The 15,574-nt window shown below is 71.0% G+C and carries 18 protein-coding genes; 8 read left to right on the top strand and 10 right to left on the bottom strand.

Annotation, left to right across the window (positions count from 1 at the left end):
• Positions 1-44: 44 nt before the first annotated feature.
• Positions 45-224 (bottom strand): DUF6104 family protein, encoded by a 180-nt coding sequence (locus H0H10_RS25080; protein WP_003992906.1) that lies wholly within the window; start codon positions 222-224, stop codon positions 45-47.
• Between the two features lie 208 nt (positions 225-432).
• Here H0H10_RS25080 and H0H10_RS25075 point away from each other — a divergent pair, with 208 nt between their 5' ends.
• Together H0H10_RS25075 and H0H10_RS25070 are read left to right on the top strand one after the other, a co-directional pair.
• Positions 433-1,377: a DUF4097 family beta strand repeat-containing protein gene (locus H0H10_RS25075; protein WP_188183358.1), complete on the top strand. Its 945-nt coding sequence runs from the start codon at positions 433-435 to the stop codon at positions 1,375-1,377.
• A 1-nt stretch (position 1,378) separates the two neighbouring features.
• Complete coding sequence (locus tag H0H10_RS25070; RefSeq protein ID WP_188183357.1) at positions 1,379-2,407, top strand: PadR family transcriptional regulator; 1,029 nt, start codon at positions 1,379-1,381, stop codon at positions 2,405-2,407.
• A 51-nt stretch (positions 2,408-2,458) separates the two neighbouring features.
• Here the strand turns inward: H0H10_RS25070 and H0H10_RS25065 are convergent, their stop codons facing one another.
• From H0H10_RS25065 to H0H10_RS40785, 4 genes are all read right to left on the bottom strand, one after another.
• Complete coding sequence (locus H0H10_RS25065; protein WP_188183356.1) at positions 2,459-3,019, bottom strand: Clp protease N-terminal domain-containing protein; 561 nt, start codon at positions 3,017-3,019, stop codon at positions 2,459-2,461.
• Positions 3,019-3,228: an RNA polymerase sigma factor sigma-70 region 4 domain-containing protein gene (locus H0H10_RS25060; RefSeq protein WP_188183355.1), complete on the bottom strand. Its 210-nt coding sequence runs from the start codon at positions 3,226-3,228 to the stop codon at positions 3,019-3,021. The genes H0H10_RS25065 and H0H10_RS25060 overlap by 1 nt, the downstream gene beginning before the upstream one ends.
• Before the next feature lie 111 nt (positions 3,229-3,339).
• The gene (locus tag H0H10_RS25055; protein WP_188183354.1) at positions 3,340-4,305 is read right to left on the bottom strand and encodes a zinc-binding dehydrogenase; all 966 of its coding nucleotides are present in this window, start codon (positions 4,303-4,305) and stop codon (positions 3,340-3,342) included.
• 489 nt (positions 4,306-4,794) lie between these two features.
• Positions 4,795-6,018: an NAD(P)-dependent malic enzyme gene (locus H0H10_RS40785; protein WP_188183353.1), complete on the bottom strand. Its 1,224-nt coding sequence runs from the start codon at positions 6,016-6,018 to the stop codon at positions 4,795-4,797.
• A gap of 630 nt (positions 6,019-6,648) precedes the next feature.
• On the opposite strand from H0H10_RS40785, the gene H0H10_RS25045 reads away from it, so the two are divergent.
• Genes H0H10_RS25045 through H0H10_RS25035 form a run of 3 tightly spaced genes read left to right on the top strand, consistent with a single transcriptional unit; the run spans position 6,649 to position 9,379 of the window.
• Positions 6,649-7,605 carry an ABC transporter substrate-binding protein gene (locus H0H10_RS25045; RefSeq protein ID WP_188183352.1) on the top strand — a complete coding sequence of 319 codons (957 nt, stop codon included), beginning with the start codon at positions 6,649-6,651 and terminating at the stop codon, positions 7,603-7,605.
• A gap of 29 nt (positions 7,606-7,634) precedes the next feature.
• On the top strand, positions 7,635-8,576 hold the full coding sequence (locus H0H10_RS25040) for an amino acid ABC transporter permease (RefSeq protein WP_188183351.1): 942 nt from the start codon (positions 7,635-7,637) through the stop codon (positions 8,574-8,576).
• Between the two features lie 50 nt (positions 8,577-8,626).
• Positions 8,627-9,379, top strand: coding sequence for an amino acid ABC transporter ATP-binding protein (locus H0H10_RS25035; RefSeq protein WP_188183422.1), 753 nt, complete (start codon positions 8,627-8,629; stop codon positions 9,377-9,379).
• A gap of 75 nt (positions 9,380-9,454) precedes the next feature.
• On the opposite strand, the gene H0H10_RS25030 is transcribed toward H0H10_RS25035, so the two are convergent.
• Positions 9,455-10,228, bottom strand: coding sequence for a class I SAM-dependent methyltransferase (locus H0H10_RS25030; protein ID WP_188183350.1), 774 nt, complete (start codon positions 10,226-10,228; stop codon positions 9,455-9,457).
• A gap of 99 nt (positions 10,229-10,327) precedes the next feature.
• Between H0H10_RS25030 and H0H10_RS25025 the strand changes: the two genes are divergently transcribed.
• On the top strand, positions 10,328-10,957 hold the full coding sequence (locus tag H0H10_RS25025) for a CGNR zinc finger domain-containing protein (RefSeq protein WP_188183349.1): 630 nt from the start codon (positions 10,328-10,330) through the stop codon (positions 10,955-10,957).
• On the opposite strand, the gene sodX is transcribed toward H0H10_RS25025, so the two are convergent.
• On the bottom strand, positions 10,861-11,295 hold the full coding sequence (gene sodX, locus H0H10_RS25020; protein WP_188183348.1) for a nickel-type superoxide dismutase maturation protease: 435 nt from the start codon (positions 11,293-11,295) through the stop codon (positions 10,861-10,863). The two genes, H0H10_RS25025 and sodX, sit on opposite strands and share 97 nt — an antisense overlap.
• Positions 11,296-11,440: 145 nt before the next feature.
• Between sodX and sodN the strand changes: the two genes are divergently transcribed.
• Positions 11,441-11,836: a superoxide dismutase, Ni gene (gene sodN / locus H0H10_RS25015; protein ID WP_077796552.1), complete on the top strand. Its 396-nt coding sequence runs from the start codon at positions 11,441-11,443 to the stop codon at positions 11,834-11,836.
• A 129-nt stretch (positions 11,837-11,965) separates the two neighbouring features.
• On the opposite strand, the gene H0H10_RS25010 is transcribed toward sodN, so the two are convergent.
• Positions 11,966-12,823, bottom strand: a complete 858-nt coding sequence (locus H0H10_RS25010; protein WP_188183347.1) for a helix-turn-helix transcriptional regulator — start codon at positions 12,821-12,823, stop codon at positions 11,966-11,968.
• A 114-nt stretch (positions 12,824-12,937) separates the two neighbouring features.
• Here H0H10_RS25010 and H0H10_RS25005 point away from each other — a divergent pair, with 114 nt between their 5' ends.
• Positions 12,938-14,524 carry an MFS transporter gene (locus H0H10_RS25005; protein ID WP_188183346.1) on the top strand — a complete coding sequence of 529 codons (1,587 nt, stop codon included), beginning with the start codon at positions 12,938-12,940 and terminating at the stop codon, positions 14,522-14,524.
• On the opposite strand, the gene H0H10_RS25000 is transcribed toward H0H10_RS25005, so the two are convergent.
• Both H0H10_RS25000 and H0H10_RS24995 read right to left on the bottom strand, forming a co-directional pair.
• Positions 14,503-15,231, bottom strand: coding sequence for an SDR family oxidoreductase (locus H0H10_RS25000; protein WP_188183345.1), 729 nt, complete (start codon positions 15,229-15,231; stop codon positions 14,503-14,505). The two genes, H0H10_RS25005 and H0H10_RS25000, sit on opposite strands and share 22 nt — an antisense overlap.
• 88 nt (positions 15,232-15,319) lie before the next feature.
• Positions 15,320-15,565 (bottom strand): hypothetical protein, encoded by a 246-nt coding sequence (locus tag H0H10_RS24995; RefSeq protein WP_188183428.1) that lies wholly within the window; start codon positions 15,563-15,565, stop codon positions 15,320-15,322.
• Positions 15,566-15,574 lie beyond the last annotated feature (9 nt).

Below are 15,574 nucleotides of genomic sequence, written 5' to 3'. Positions count from 1 at the left end.
GCGGGGCCGGGGCGCGGAGCAGCCGGGGCACGGAGCAGGAGGGTCTACTCGTCGTCCTCGTCGTCCAGCCGGGCGAGCCAGGTGGCGAGGCGCTCGACGGGCACCTCGAAGTCCGGGTTGAGGTCCACGAACGTACGCAGCTGCTCGGCGAGCCACTCGAAGGTGACCTCTTCCTCGCCGCGCCGCTTCTCCAGTTCCTCGATACCGCGGTCGGTGAAGTACATGGCCTGTGTTCTCCTGCGTGCGTCCGTGTTCCGACTGCGCCCCAGCCTATGCAACGTGCGCCGCGCGTGGTCCGGGGCGTGGTCCGGGGGCCGGTGAAGGGCCGCCGGCCACGGCTCACCGGAACGTGCGTCTTGACTTCCCGCCTCCGCGATATATCGTGATTGCCAGGGACGCGATATGGCGCGTTCGGTCGAGGAGGTCTGCACCATGTCCGAGTGGTCCGTCGCGGAGCCCGGGAAGCTCACCTTCGACGAGCCGGTGAGCGAGCTCCAGGTACGCATCGTGAACGGGACGGTGAACGTGGTGGGCACGGACGAGACGTCCGCCCGCCTGGAAGTCTCCGAGATCGAGGGGCCACCCCTGATCGTGACCCACGAGGACGGCACGCTCACGGTGGCCTATGAGGACCTGCCCTGGAAGGGCTTCCTCAAGTGGCTCGACCGCCACAGCTGGCGCCGCAGCGCGGTGGTGTCCCTGGCCGTGCCGGCACGCACGCGCGTGGAGGTCGGTGTGGTCAGCGCGTCGGCCGTGATCTCCGGAATCGCCGGACGCGCCGAGGTGAAGGGGGTCTCCGGGGACACCACGCTGGTGAGCCTCGCGGGCCCGGTCCGCGCCGACACGGTCTCGGGCAGCGTGGAGGCACAGGCCCTCACCGGAGACCTGCGCTTCCACTCCGTCTCCGGGGACCTGACCGTGGTCGAGGCGGGCTCCTCCGTCCGGGCCGACTCGGTGAGCGGTTCGATGATCGTCGACCTGGACACGGCCGGCGGACCGACCGACATCGGTCTGAACAGCGTCTCGGGCGAGATCGCCATCCGGCTGCCGCACCCCGCCGACGCCGAGGTGGAGGCGAACACGGCCAGCGGCACCGTCTCCAGCGCCTTCGAGGACCTCCGGGTCACCGGCCAGTGGGGCGCCAAGCGGATCACCGGACGGCTCGGCGCGGGCAACGGCCGGCTGAAGGCCACCACGGTCTCCGGCTCGATCGCCCTGCTGCGCCGGCCGCCGACGGAGGACGGGCCATGGCCCAGGGAACCGGAGGACGCCGGTCCGGCGAGCGGCGCACCGGACGGCTCGCGGGACAATTCCGCTTCCGGCCCTGGCGCCACCGGAGCCCCGGCCGACGGTACGACCGACAAGAAGGTGCTCTGACATGCCCCCCGTCTTCGCCCACGGCCGCCTCCGCCTCTACCTGCTCAAGCTGCTGGACGAGGCCCCGCGCCACGGTTACGAGGTGATCCGCCTCCTCGAAGAGCGCTTCCAGGGGCTGTACGCGCCCTCCGCGGGCACGGTGTACCCGCGCCTGGCCAAGCTGGAGGCCGAGGGCCTGGTCACCCACACCACCGAGGGCGGCCGGAAGGTCTACTCCATCACGGACGCGGGCCGCGCCGAGCTCGACGGCCGCCGCGGCGAGCTGGCCGATCTGGAGCTGGAGATCCGGGAGTCGGTGGCCGAGCTGGCCGCGGAGATCCGGGCCGACGTCCGCGGTGCGGCCGGCGACCTGCGCCGGGAGATGAGGGCAGCGGCCAGCGAGGCCCGCCGCTCCGGCCCGGGTGGCGAGCAGGGCGGCACCGAGGCCGCGGACGCCGGCGAGAGGGAGTCCTGGCGCGCGGCCAAGGAGGAGATGCGGCGCGTGAAGCAGGAGTGGAAGGAGCAGGCCCGCCGCGCCAAGGACGAGAGCCGTCGCGCCCGCGAGGAGGCCGAGCGGGCCCGGAACCAGGCCAGGGAGGCCCAGGAGCGGGCGCGGGCCCAGGCGCAGGAGGAGGTGCAGCGCATCGCCAAGCGGGTCCAGGAGCAGGTGCAGGACCACTTCGCGCGGGGCGACTGGCCGACGGGGCTGCGCGAGGGGCTGAGCGAACTGGCCAAGGAGGTCGGCGAGTTCGGCAAGGACTGGGGCTTCGGCCGCGCCGGCACCGACACACCGGCGGCCCAGCCGGAGTACTCCCGCACCCCCGAGGACTTCCCCGCCGATTACACCCCGTCCTGGGCCCACGAGAACCCGGCGGACTCCACCGGCGACCCGGCCCGCGACCTGGACCGCCTGCTGGACCGCTTCCGGGACGACATCCGCGACGCGGCCCGGGACCACGGCATCACGAGCGGCCAGCTGCGCGACGCACGCCGCCACCTCTCGACCGCGGCGGCGCACATCGGGGCCATACTGCGGCCCCCGAAGCACTGACCGCCGGAGGGGGTGCCCCCGCGCGGCGCCCCCTCCCCCGGGAGCGCCGCGTCAGGCGCAGGCCTCCCCCGCCCCTCCCAGCACCCTGGTCAGCGACTCATGGGTCACCCCGTGATCGGCGAGCACCTCGGCGGGCACGCCGGGACGGACGGTCAGCGCGAGCAGGATGTGCTCGTCCCCGATGTGCCGTTCGCGCCGGGCGAGGGCGACCCGCAGCGCCTTCTCCAGCACTTCCTTGGCGTCCCGCGCGAAGCCGGGCCGCCCCGACCGCCGGCCCACGCCCTTCGGGCCACCGGCCATCGCCCCGACGCCGTGCGTCTCCTCCACCCGGGCGACGACCTCCGCGACGTCGATTCCCAGTCCCGCGAGGGCGTCGGCCTCCGCCTGCGACAGCCCGGCCCGCCGCCGCGCGTCCTCCAGCGCCTGCCGCACCGACTCCTTGCGCTCGGCGACGCCGAGAGCGGCCAGCGCGAAGGAGCCACGGCTGACCTCACGCTCCAGCAAGGCGAGCAACAGGTGTTCAGCCCCCACCACGGGCGCCTTCACCCCCGCAGCGCACTCGACGGCCCCCTGCACCACGGCGCGGGCATCCTTGGTGAACCGCTCGAACATCAATGCCTCCCGTACTTCTTGTGCACGGCCTGCCTGCTGACCCCGAGCTCCGTGGCGATCTCCTGCCACGACCACCCCTGATTGCGCGCACTGCGCACCTGCACCGACTCCAGTTGCTCCAGCAGCCTCCGCAGCGCGGCGACGGCCCGCAGTCCGACCCGAGGATCGCGATCCCCCGCACGTGCGGCGAGATCCGTAGCTTCAGTCATGCTGTCAACATAGATTGACAAACCGCACCCGTCAACCCAAGTTGACAACTCGGACCGAAAAAACAGCGGGCCCGGCATCACCGGACCCGCCGCGAGACCTCGCAGAACCGCTCAGGAGCCGCTGAGCACGATCTTGCCGAACTGCTCCCCCGACTCCATCCGCTCGAAGCCCTCACGGGCCCGCTCCATCGGCAGCACCTCGTCGATGACGGGCCGCACGCCCGTGGCGGCGCAGAAGGACAGCAGATCCTCCAGCTCCTCCTTGGTGCCCATCGTGGACCCGACGACCTTGAGCTCCAGGAAGAAGATCCGGGTCAGCTCGGCGTGCGAAGGCCGGTCACCGCTCGTGGCACCCGAGATGACGACCGTCCCCCCGGGACGCAGGGACTTCACCGAGTGGGACCACGTGGCCGCCCCGACCGTCTCGATCACGGCATCGACCCGCTGCGGCAGCCGCGCACCCGGCTCCACCGCCTCCACGGCCCCCAGCTCCACGGCCCGCTTCCGCTTGGCCTCGTCCCGGCTGGTGGCGAAGACACGCAGTCCGGCCGCCTTCCCCAGCACGATCGCGGCGGTGGCGACCCCGCCCCCGGCCCCCTGCACCAGCACCGAGTCACCGGGGCGCACCCCGGCGTTGGTGAAGAGCATCCGGTACGCCGTCAGCCAGGCCGTCGGCAGACAGGCGGCCTCCTCGAAGGAGAGCTCCTTGGGCTTGGGCAGGATGTTCCAGGTCGGCACGGCGACCCGCTCGGCGAACGTCCCCTGATAGCGCTCGGTGAGAATCGACCGGGGCTCCCGGGGCCCCACCCCGTACCCGCTCTGACCGATCACGGAATGCAGGACGACCTCGTTGCCGTCCTCGTCGACCCCGGCGGCATCGCAGCCGAGGATCATCGGCAGCCGGTCCTCGGGGAGACCGACGCCGCGCAGGGACCACAGGTCGTGGTGATTGAGGGAGGCGGCCCGGACGTCGACGACACTCCAGCCGGGGCGGGCCTCGGGAGCCGGGCGCTCTCCCAATTCCAGTCCGGAGAGCGGCTGGTCGCGGTCGATTCGGGCGGCGTAGACAGCGAACATGACCTTGACGATAGGTTCCACACCGCTCATCCGAAACCAGGCGGCCCTGTGACACACGCCCTCTTGCCAGGCCGGCGCCGGTCAGGTGCGGCGCCCGGCGTGGGTGCGGGCCGGGGGTGGGTCGCGCGGCCCGGCGCTGCCGGGGTGCCTCCCAGGCCGTTCAGGCACTGGGGGAGGCACGACTGCCCGCAGCTACGGCAGCTACGACGGGCCGGCAGTCGCGTACGGCGGGAAGGGGACGTGTCGGGGGGTGTCCGCCCGCAGCGGTTGGCGCGTCAACGCCAGTCAGCTGATCACCAACCGATTCCGCGCCGTTCCGAGGACGGACACCCCCCGACACGGCCCCGACCCACAACACAACCGAACGCGCTACGCGCACCCCCACTCACAACCACAGGCCGCCGCAGGCATCCGCACCCACCACACACCCCCCACACATAGAAAAACGGCCCCGCCCACCCAAGGACGGGACCGTTCACCTGCACACCGTCACCGACGGGCGACACCCTCCGCCCGAGCGGCCGCCGCCACCGCCGCCGTGACCGCGGGAGCGACCCGCTCGTCGAACGGGGACGGGATGACGTAGTCGGCCGCGAGATCGTCACCAACGACCGACGCCAGCGCCTCGGCCGCCGCGAGCTTCATGCCCTCGGTGATCCGGGACGCCCGCACCTGCAGCGCCCCCGCGAAGATGCCCGGGAACGCCAGCACGTTGTTGATCTGGTTCGGGAAGTCCGACCGCCCCGTCGCCACGACAGCCGCGTACTTGTGCGCGACATCCGGGTGCACCTCGGGATTCGGGTTCGCCATCGCGAACACGAACGCCCCCTCGGCCATCGAGGCCACCGCCGGCTCCGGCACCGTACCGCCGGAGACCCCGATGAAGACGTCGGCACCCGCGAGCGCCGCCTCCAGCGACCCGGACAGCCCGCCCTTGTTCGTAAACCCGGCCAGCTCCCGCTTCACCGGCGTCAGATCGTCCCGGTCCGCCGAGACGACCCCCTTCCGGTCGGCCACCGCGACATCACCGATCCCGGCCTCGACGAGCATCTTGGCGATGGCCACCCCGGCCGCGCCCGCGCCCGAGATCACCGCCCGCAGCTCACCCAGCGTCCGCCCGCTCAGCCGCGCAGCGTTCCGCAGCGCCGCCAGCGTCACGACCGCCGTGCCGTGCTGGTCGTCGTGGAAGACCGGGATGTCCAGCCGCTCCTGCAGCTTCCGCTCGATCTCGAAGCACCGCGGCGCCGAGATGTCCTCCAGGTTGACCCCGCCGAACGAGGGCGCCAGCCGCACCACGGTCTCGACGATGTCATCGGCGTCCGTGCAGTCCAGCGCGATCGGGACCGCGTCCACACCGCCGAACTGCTTGAACAGAATCGCCTTCCCTTCCATCACCGGAAGAGAGGCCTCGGGCCCGATGTCCCCGAGCCCCAGAACGGCCGTACCGTCCGTCACCACCGCCACGACCGACGACTTCCACGTGTAGTCGTGCACGAGCTCCGGCTGCTCGGCGATCGCGCTGCACACCTTCGCGACGCCGGGCGTGTACGCCAGGGACAGGTCGTCCTTGTCACGGACCGGCACCGTGGCCTGCACGGCCATCTTGCCGCCGCGGTGCAGCGCGAACGCCGGATCGAAGGTGTCGAGGGGCTCCGCCCCCGCCTCCGCACCGGCGTCGCTGTCGCTGCGAGGATTGACGATCTCCGCTGCCACTTCGTTTTACCCCTTAAGTGTTCATGGTTTGAGGGTTTGTCCACTCCTGGTGAGGAATGGGCGGGCACCGCGCAGGAACCTGGCCGTTGATGCACACGGCCCCGCGCGACGGGCGCGCCGCACACGCGCCCTGAGCCCCTGATGAGGGGTGTAAAGAACCTTCTTACCCGACGGACGCCCCCTGCGACGAGTCCGTTCAGTGCAAGCTCACATGCCGGACCCCGAACGTCATATGTCGGTGACATGACTCATAGACAGGTATCCGGACAACTTCTCGGCACCTCTTGACAAACCCCCGAAACAGCCCCCGAACGGCCGCACAGATCGGCCGGCAATGACCGCATACCGAGATACGCCGAAGATCTTCCGGCCGGAAGGGCGGATTCCCGCAAAGGTTCGGTCGTGATGTACCGACCTGGTGCGGTTCGGACCGCCGCGGGGCGTCACCCGTTATCCGATTTTGACATTGCGTCCCCCTCGAATGGCTCAGTCCGAATGGCAAGATGCCGTAATCACACGAGGTCGCGACACTCGAAGGCGTGTGCTCTCGTCGACCCACGGCACCTGCCGATCGACTCGGCCGGCGCCCCCGCCCCATCGGCAACTCCATCTTCCGCCGGAGGAACCACCATGACCGCAAGCTCCACCCGTCGTACGACCGCCGCGTACTCCCGCATTTCCGCGGTCGGTGCGATCGCGGTCGCAGGCGCCCTGCTGCTCACCGGATGCGGCGACCAGACCGAGGACGGCGGCTCCAAGGAGAACCAGTCCACGAGCGCGGCCCCGCTGGCCGACAAGCTGCCGCAGTCCATCCGCGACAAGGGCGTCATCAAGGTCGGGTCCGACATCGCCTACGCACCCGTCGAATTCAAGGACAGCTCCGGCAAGACGGTCGGTATCGACCCCGACCTCGCGGACGCGATGGGCAAGCAGCTCGGCGTGAAGTTCGAGTTCGAGAACGGCACGTTCGACACCCTGATCACCGGTCTGCGCTCCAAGCGCTACGACATCGCGATGTCCGCGATGACCGACACGAAGGACCGCCAGGAGGGCATCGACTCCGACACCGGCAAGAAGGTCGGTGAGGGCGTCGACTTCGTGGACTACTTCACCGCCGGCGTCTCGATCTACACCAAGAAGGGCGACGACCAGGGCATCAAGACCTGGACCGACCTGTGCGGCAAGAAGATCGTGCTCCAGCGCGGCACGGTCTCGGAGGACCTCGCCAAGTCCGAGAACGAGAAGTGCCCGGCCGGCAAGAAGATCTCCATCGAGGCCTTCGACAACGACCAGCAGGCCCAGACCCGCCTGCGCGCGGGCGGCGCCGACGCCGGCTCCTCCGACTTCCCGGTCGCGGCCTACGCGGTGAAGACCTCCGGCGGCGGCAAGGACTTCCAGCTCGTCGGCGAGCAGGTCGAGGCCGCGCCGTACGGCATTGCGGTCGCGAAGAACAACACCCAGCTGCGGGACGCCCTGAAGGCGGCCCTGGACGCGGTCATCGCGAACGGCGAGTACAAGAAGATCCTCGACAAGTGGGGCGTGGCGGACGGTGCCGTCACGGAGGGCACCATCAACGGCGGCAAGTGACCGCGGGGCGGCACTGAAAGGCATCACCCGTGACTGTTGACATCGACAAGACGGCGGGCGGCCCGGCCGGCACGCCCCCGGCCGGGCCGGAGGCCATCAAGGCCATCCCGGTCCGGCACTACGGCCGGTACATCTCCGCCGTCATCGCGCTCGCGCTGCTGGCGGCGGTCGTCTACGCGTTCTCCCAGGGCAAGATCAACTGGGGCGCGATCCCGGACTACTTCTTCGACGACCGCATCCTGTCCGGCATGGGCAAGACGCTCCTGCTGACCGTCCTGGCCATGCTCATCGGCGTCGTCGGCGGCATCCTCCTCGCCGTGATGCGCCTGTCGAAGAACCCGGTGACCTCCTCCATCGCCTGGTTCTACATCTGGTTCTTCCGTGGCACGCCCGTGCTGGTGCAGCTGGTCGTCTGGTTCAACCTGGGCCTGGTCTTCGAGTACATCAACCTCGGCCCGTTCTACCGGGACGAGTGGTCGGACTTCATGACGCCGTTCCTGACGGCGCTGCTCGGCCTCGGTCTCAACGAGGCCGCGTACATGGCGGAGATCTGCCGCGCCGGTCTGCTCGCGGTCGACGAGGGCCAGACCGAGGCGGCGCACGCGCTCGGCATGAGCCACGCCAAGACGCTGCGCCGGATCGTCGTCCCGCAGGCGATGCGCGTGATCGTGCCGCCGACGGGCAACGAGGTCATCAACATGCTGAAGACGACCTCGCTGGTGTCGGTCGTCCAGTACTCCGAACTGTTCCGCGTCGCCCAGGACATCGGCCAGACCTCCGGCGCACCCGCCGAGATGCTGTTCCTGGCCGCGGCCTGGTACCTGCTGCTGACCTCGGTCTTCAGCGTCGGCCAGTACTACCTGGAGCGCTACTACGCCCGCGGCGCCAGCCGCCAGCTGCCGCCCACGCCGTGGCAGAAGGTGAAGGCGAACGTGCTCTCCCTGTCGAGCCGGAAGGGAGCGACGGCATGACCGACAAGCCCAGCAGGACGGACGCCCCCGTGAAGGGCTCCACCGTCCCCATGGTCAAGGCCGAGGGTGTCCACAAGTCCTTCGGTCCCGTCGAGGTCCTCAAGGGCATCGACCTGGAGGTGAAGTCCGGCGAGGTGTTCTGCCTCATCGGCCCCTCCGGCTCGGGCAAGTCGACCTTCCTGAGGTGCATCAACCACCTGGAGAAGATCAACGCCGGCCGTCTGTACGTCGACGGCGAGCTGGTCGGCTACCGCCAGAAGGGCGACAAGCTCTACGAGCTGAAGGACAGCGAGGTCGCCCTCAAGCGCCGGGACATCGGGATGGTCTTCCAGCGCTTCAACCTGTTCCCGCACATGACGGCCGCCGAGAACGTCATCGAGGCGCCGGTGCAGGTCAAGGGGGTGAACAAGGCCCAGGCCAGGGAGCGCGCGATGCAGCTCCTGGACCGCGTGGGCCTGGCTGACAAGGCCGGCAACTACCCCTCGCAGCTCTCCGGCGGCCAGCAGCAGCGGGTCGCCATCGCCCGGGCCCTCGCCATGGACCCGAAGCTGATGCTGTTCGACGAGCCGACCTCGGCCCTCGACCCGGAGCTGGTCGGCGACGTCCTCGACGTCATGCGCGACCTCGCCGAGTCGGGCATGACGATGGTCGTCGTCACCCACGAGATGGGCTTCGCCCGCGAGGTGGGCGACAGCCTGGTCTTCATGGACGGCGGCGTGGTGGTCGAGTCGGGCAACCCGCGCGACGTCCTGACCGACCCGCAGCACGAGCGGACGAAGGCGTTCCTGTCCAAGGTGCTCTGACGGTACGCACGCGAAGGGGCGGTACGGGGTGTGCCCGTACCGCCCCTCGCCGCACCGCCCCTTGACGCGCCCGCGCTACTTCAGCGCCAGCAGCAGCGTGTCCGACGGCGAGCACCACACGGGCCGTACCTCGCCGAAGCCCTTCTCGCGCAGCACGCGCGCGTGCCACGCCGCGGAGGGCATGTCGCCGTCGGCGTGCTCGCCGTAGATCTCGAAACGCCGGGCCGTCGGCTCGGCGAGGACCGGGTCCTTGGCGGCGAGCTGCCACCATTCGGCCCAGTCGAGGGCGCCTTCCTGCCGGCCGCTCTCCATGCGCGCGTGCCGCTGGGCGCGCTCGGCCGCGTTGATCCGGGGCGTCGTGTCGTCGATCATGTGGTCCGCGTTCATGAAGACACCGCCGTCGCGGACGAGCTCCGCGACCCGACCGTAGAGGGCCGCGAGGGGTTCGCTGTGGAACCAGTGCAGGGCCGTCGCGGTCAGGACGGCGTCGTAGGAGTCGTACGGCAGCTTCGCCGGCCAGTCGGGGTCCTTGAGGTCGGCGGCAACCAGGGAGACCCGCTCGTCGCCCGCGAAGGTGCCCTCCGCGATGGCGAGGAGCGCGGGGTCGAGGTCGACGCCGGTGCTGACGGCGTCCGGGAACCGGGCGAGCAGCCGGGCCGTGATGGTCCCCGTGCCGCACGCGAGGTCGAGCACCCGCGGTGCGGTGCCGACCAGGGCCTCCACCATGTCGAGCATGATCCGGAAGCGTTCCTCGCGGTCGGGCATGTACCACTCCTGCTGCCGGTCCCAGCTCTCCTGCCAGGCGTGCCAGTCGGCGGCGTTGCCGGTGGTGATGTCCGCGTCCGTCATCGAGCCCCTCCTGAGGTACGTCACGTAATACCCTGGAACCACGATCAGCTGTTACCTGACCGCAGGCACGACCATAGAGCCCCTTCGTAAGGACTACAAGTGGAACTGGCCTATTACTCGGATTACGCCGTGCGTCTCGTCAACACCGAGGAACCGGCCCGGGGCAAGGACGCACTCACTTCGATCGAGGCCGTCCGTGAACTCTTCGGCGAGAACCAGTCGGCGGCCCGGCGCGCCGCCGACGCGGACGTGACCCGGTTCCGCTCGGTCCGGGCGCGGCTGCGCGCGGTCTTCGAGGCTGCGGACGGCGGCGACGAGACCCTCGCCGTGGACCTGCTGAACTCCCTGCTCCTGGAGTTCCCGGTGAGCCCGCAGATCTCCGGCCACGACACCCGCGACGACGACGGCCGCCCCCTGTGGCACATGCACCTGGCGGACCACCCGTCGAACGCGACCGCCGGGTACGCGGCCATCGCGGCGATGGGTCTGGCGTTCCACCTCACGGAGTACGGCGTGGACCGCCTGGGCCTGTGCGAGGCCGCCCCCTGCCGCAACGCCTACCTGGACACCTCCACCAACCGCTCCCGGCGCTACTGCTCCGACCGCTGCGCCACCCGCGCCAACGTGGCCGCCTACCGTGCCCGCAAGCGCCTGGAGGCGGACCGGTCGGAGAGCACCGGCCGGACGGCCGACAGCGCCCAGCGGACCGCGGCGAACGGCGAGCGCTGATCCCGCCGCGGCGGCCGGTAGCGGAACCGGACCCGGCCGAGGACGAACTCCTCGGGAACGGCCCCGTAGTCGGTGCTGTCGCCACCCGCGAACGCGTTGTCCCCCAACACCCACCAGCCGGTCTCGCGCCGCTCCGCCGCCCGCTTGACGACGAGCAGGTCCTGCTGGAAGGGATGCCGCAGCACGACCACGTCACCGGGCCTGATCCTGGCCCCCCAGTGCACGAGGAGCAGGTCCCCGTGGTGCAGCGTGGGCACCATGGACGGCCCGGTCACCTCGGCCGGCCCGAAAGGCAACGCCCCTCTCGCCCGCTCGGTCCCCTGCGACAGCTCCGGCATCTCCCGGCACCTCCCCGGTTCTTCCTCCACCAGTCTCAGTCTGACCCCGGACTTTTGTCCTAAGCCCACCGGGGCACTCGCGAAAACGGGTCTCCCAGGGAGTAATGTCCCCCCTGAGAAGACGATCACGAGGAAGGATTGCTTCATGCTTTCCCGCCTGTTTGCCCCCAAGGTCACGGTCAGCGCCCACTGCGACCTGCCCTGCGGCGTGTACGACCCGGCCCAGGCCCGCATCGAGGCGGAGTCGGTCAAGGCCGTCCAGGAGAAGATGGCCGGCAACGACGACCCGCACTTCCAGGCGCGTGCCACGGTCATCAAGGAGCAGCGCGCCGAGCTCGCGAAGCACCACGTCTCCGTGCTGTGGAGCGACTACTTCAAGCCGCCGCACTTCGAGAAGTACCCGGAGCTGCACCAGCTGGTCAACGACACCCTGAAGGCCCTGTCGGCCGCCAAGGCGTCGACCGACCCGGCCACCGGCCAGAAGGCGCTGGACTACATCGCCCAGATCGACAAGATCTTCTGGGAGACCAAGAAGGCCTGACCCTGCGTCATCCCTCTTGAGCTGCACTCTCGTTGAACCGCAGCACCTCCTTTTCCGCACCCGGTCCCCGGGCCGCCGCTCAGCACGGCGTCCCTCTCGGACCGGGTGCGGTCCTGTTCCGCCCGGCCGCTACCGGGATGCCGGGCTCTCGGCGGTCCGCGGGACCAGTCGCCGCAGTGCGTCGGCGGAGCCGGGATCGTTCGGGGTGTAGAGCTCCAGGCGGTGGTCGGGGCTGTCGGGCTGGAGCCAGACCTGGTAGGTGACGCTCAGGGCGCCGACCACCGGGTGCTGGAGGTGCATGGCGGCGGTGGTGCAGTCGCGGACATCGCCCGTGGCCCACAGTTCGGCGAACGTGTCGCTGCCCATCATGATCTCGCCGAGCAGTGCGGCCAGTTTCGCGTCGGTGGGGTAGCGGCCCGCGGTGAGCCGCAGATAGCCGACGTGGATCTCGGCCAGCTCGTACCAGTTGCGGTGGAAGTCGCGCGCGGACGGGTCCAGGAAGAACGCCCGGGGCACGGACGGCCGGCGGTCCGGGTCCTTCGGTGCGTCGAAGGCGAGGCCGTCGCCCAGCAGGGCGTGCCCGGCGCGGTTCCAGTCCAGGATGTCCCCGCGGCGGCCCAGGACCACCGCGGGCGTGGCCTCGTCCAGGGCGGCGAGGAGGGCGAGGACGCGCTCGTGCGGTGTCTCGGCCGGGGGCTCACTCAGGCCGGAACGAGCCGACTGCCGGGCGAGGTTGTGCAGGTGGGCGCTTTCCACCTCGTCCAGCCGGAGCACCCGCGCCAGCGCGTCCAGCACCTGCTCGGAGGCGGACTCCGCCAGCCCCTGCTCCAGGCGCGTGTAGTAGCCGGCGCTGACCCCGGCGAGCTGGGCGAGCTCCTCGCGCCTGAGGCCGGGGACGCGGCGCGGGGAGCCGTATGTGCGCAGCCCGATCTCGGCCGGCGTGATCCGGTCCCGACGGCTCTTCAGGAATGTTCCCAGGCTCTCCATGACGTAGACGGTAGGCCGTGGATCGCGCCGCCGGCGGTGCCCGGGGTGTACCTGCCGGGTGTACCCACAGGGGTGGGATGGCTGGGGGCCGGCGGGCGCCCGAGCGTGGTGGTCATGACGACGAAGACTCAGAAGCTGCCCGGGGGCACTCGTGCGGCATCCGGCGGGAGGCCGGGTCCGCGGTCCTGGCTCGGCCTGATCGTGGTGCTCGGTCCGGTCCTCCTGGTCTCCATGGACGGGTCGATCCTCTTCCTGGCGATGCCACGGGTCTCCCAGGCCCTCACCCCTACCGCCGACCAGGCGCTATGGATCCTGGACGGCTACGGTTTCGCCGTCGGCTCCCTGCTGATCGCCTTCGGCAACATCGGCGACCGGTACGGAAGGCTGCGGCTGCTGACGGCCGGCGCGGCCGTCTTCGGGCTGGCGTCCGCCGCGGCGGCGTTCGCCCCGACGCCCGGACTGCTGATCGCGTTCCGGGTCCTGATGGGGATCGCCGGAGCCACCCTGCTGCCCTCGGCGCTGGCCGTGCTGAGCGAGCTGTTCCCCCAGCCGCGTCGCCGGGCGCGGGCCATCGGGATCTTCGCGGCCGCGTTCGCCGCCGGGTTCGCCGTCGGACCGGTCCTCGGCGGGCTGCTGCTGGAGCGGTTCTGGTGGGGCTCGGTGTTCCTGGTGAACCTGCCGGTCATCGCCCTGTTCCTGGTCTTCGCGCCGGTGCTGCTCGGCGAGGTCCGCAGCGCGCGTCCGGGACGCGTCGACGTGCCCAGCGTGGTCTCCTCGGCAGCCGGGCTGCTGCTCGCGATCTACGGCCTGAAGCACCTGGCCGCCGACGGGGTCGCCGCCCCGCCGGTCGCCGCGATGCTCGCCGGCGGCGCCCTGCTGGCCTGGTTCGCCGCCCGCCAGCGCGGGCTCGACCACCCGCTGATCGACTTCTCCCTCTTCCGGGACCGTGTCTTCACCATCGCGGTCATCACGGGGCTGCTGCCGCTGGCCGCCTGGTCGGCCGCCGCCTACCTGACCGGGATCCATCTGCAGTCCGTACTCGGCCTGGACGTGCTCGACGCGGCCCTGCTGGCCCTGCCGGGGGCGGCGGTCCTCACCGTCACCTCCGTCGTCGTCCCGGGGTTCGTCGACCGGCTCGGCAAGCGGGCGGTCCTGGTCACCGGCCACTTCGCCATCGCCGCCGGCCTGCTGGCGCTGCTCGCCACCACCGCCGGCGGCGGCATCGGCTGGTACGTCGCCTCCACCGCCGTCGCGGGGATCGGCTACGGCATCTCCTTCGCGGTGGTCGCCGACACCGCGGTCGGCGCGGTCCCCGCGGAGCGGGCCGGAGCGGCCGGCGCGATCGCCGAGACCAGCAACGAGATCGGCAACGCCCTGGGCATCGCGCTCCTCGGCTCCCTGGCCGCGCTGGTCTTCCGCCTGCAGGGCCCGGGGCTGGCCCCCACCCTCGACGAGACGCTCCAGCTCCCGGGCCTCGGCGTGGCGGCCGCCGCGGACGCCAAGGCGGCCTTCGTGACCGGTCTGCACATCGTCGCGGTCACCGCGAGCGCCCTGCACGCGGCGCTCGGCGCGGCGGCCCTGCGCCTGCTCCCGAAGCGGGAACGGGCCGGCACGCCCGAGCCCCCGGCCGGTCCCGTACCCGTCCAGGACGAGCCGTCCGCGTCGCCGCCGGCCCCGGGTCAGGAGAGCCAGTCGGTGTAGCGGGTGGGGGCGAGGTGGGCGTCCTTGTCGGTGAGGACGTCACCCTTGACCACCGCGAACATGCCGGCGGTGGGGTCGGTGACGACCGTACGGCGGTCGCCCTTGCGGGACAGGGTGATCCGGCCCAGCTCGTCCAGGCTGAAGATCTCGGGGCCGGCGATGTTGCGAATGCCGTTCAGCGGGGCGCCGACGGCGGTCTCGGCCACCTCGGCGGCCACATCCTTGGCAGCGATCGGCTGGATCGGCGTGGCGGGCAACCGGACGGTGTCGCCGTCGGCGGTCCAGGACATGACGGCGTCCATGAACTCCATGAACTGCGTCGCCCGGACGATCGAGTAGGGGACCGGCCCGGCCGCGAGGATGTTCTCCTGGAGCACCTTGGCACGGTAGTAGTCCAGCTCCGGCACCCCGTCCACGCCGACGATCGAGAGGATGACGACATGGCCGACGCCGCCCTTGCGGGCGGCCACCAGAAGGTTGTCCATCGAGGTCCGGAAGAAGGCCGGTGAGGCTTCGTCGAAGGTCGGGGAGTTCGTCAGGTTGACGACGGCGTCGGCTCCCGCCACGGCCTCGTCCAATCCCCGGCCGCTGATGACGTCGACGCCGGTGGACTGCGAGTGCGGTACCGCCTCGTGACCGGCGGCGTTCAGTCTCCCGACGACCTGTGACCCGATCAGTCCCGTCCCGCCGATCACTGCGATCTTCATGGCATCCCTTCCGCTGGGGGCTATGTGCGGAATATGCCATGTGCACCGTTACGTGGGCGGGGCAGGAAACCGAGGAGGTCAGGTGAGGTCAGGAGTTCTCGGTGGCCTTCTGCCGCGGCCCGGTGGCCCCGAGTCGCGTGCGGGACTCGTCGTCCTGCCCGCCCTCCCCGGTCTGCGCGGCCTGCACGCCCTCCTCGGAGCACGCCTCGCAGTCCGGGTTGCGGCACGGTCCCGGCACCCATACCGGAACCCACGCGCCCAGCGTCTTGTGGCGCCGGACGACCGTCTCGACCGGCTGCCCGCAGACGGGGCAGACGTGGTTCTTGCCGTCCATGCCCCCAGC

This window comes from Streptomyces griseicoloratus, assembly GCF_014534645.1.
Lineage (GTDB): Bacteria > Actinomycetota > Actinomycetes > Streptomycetales > Streptomycetaceae > Streptomyces > Streptomyces griseicoloratus.
The sequence above is the reverse complement of the archived record's forward strand: the minus strand, read 5'-3'. Positions and strand labels throughout refer to the sequence as shown.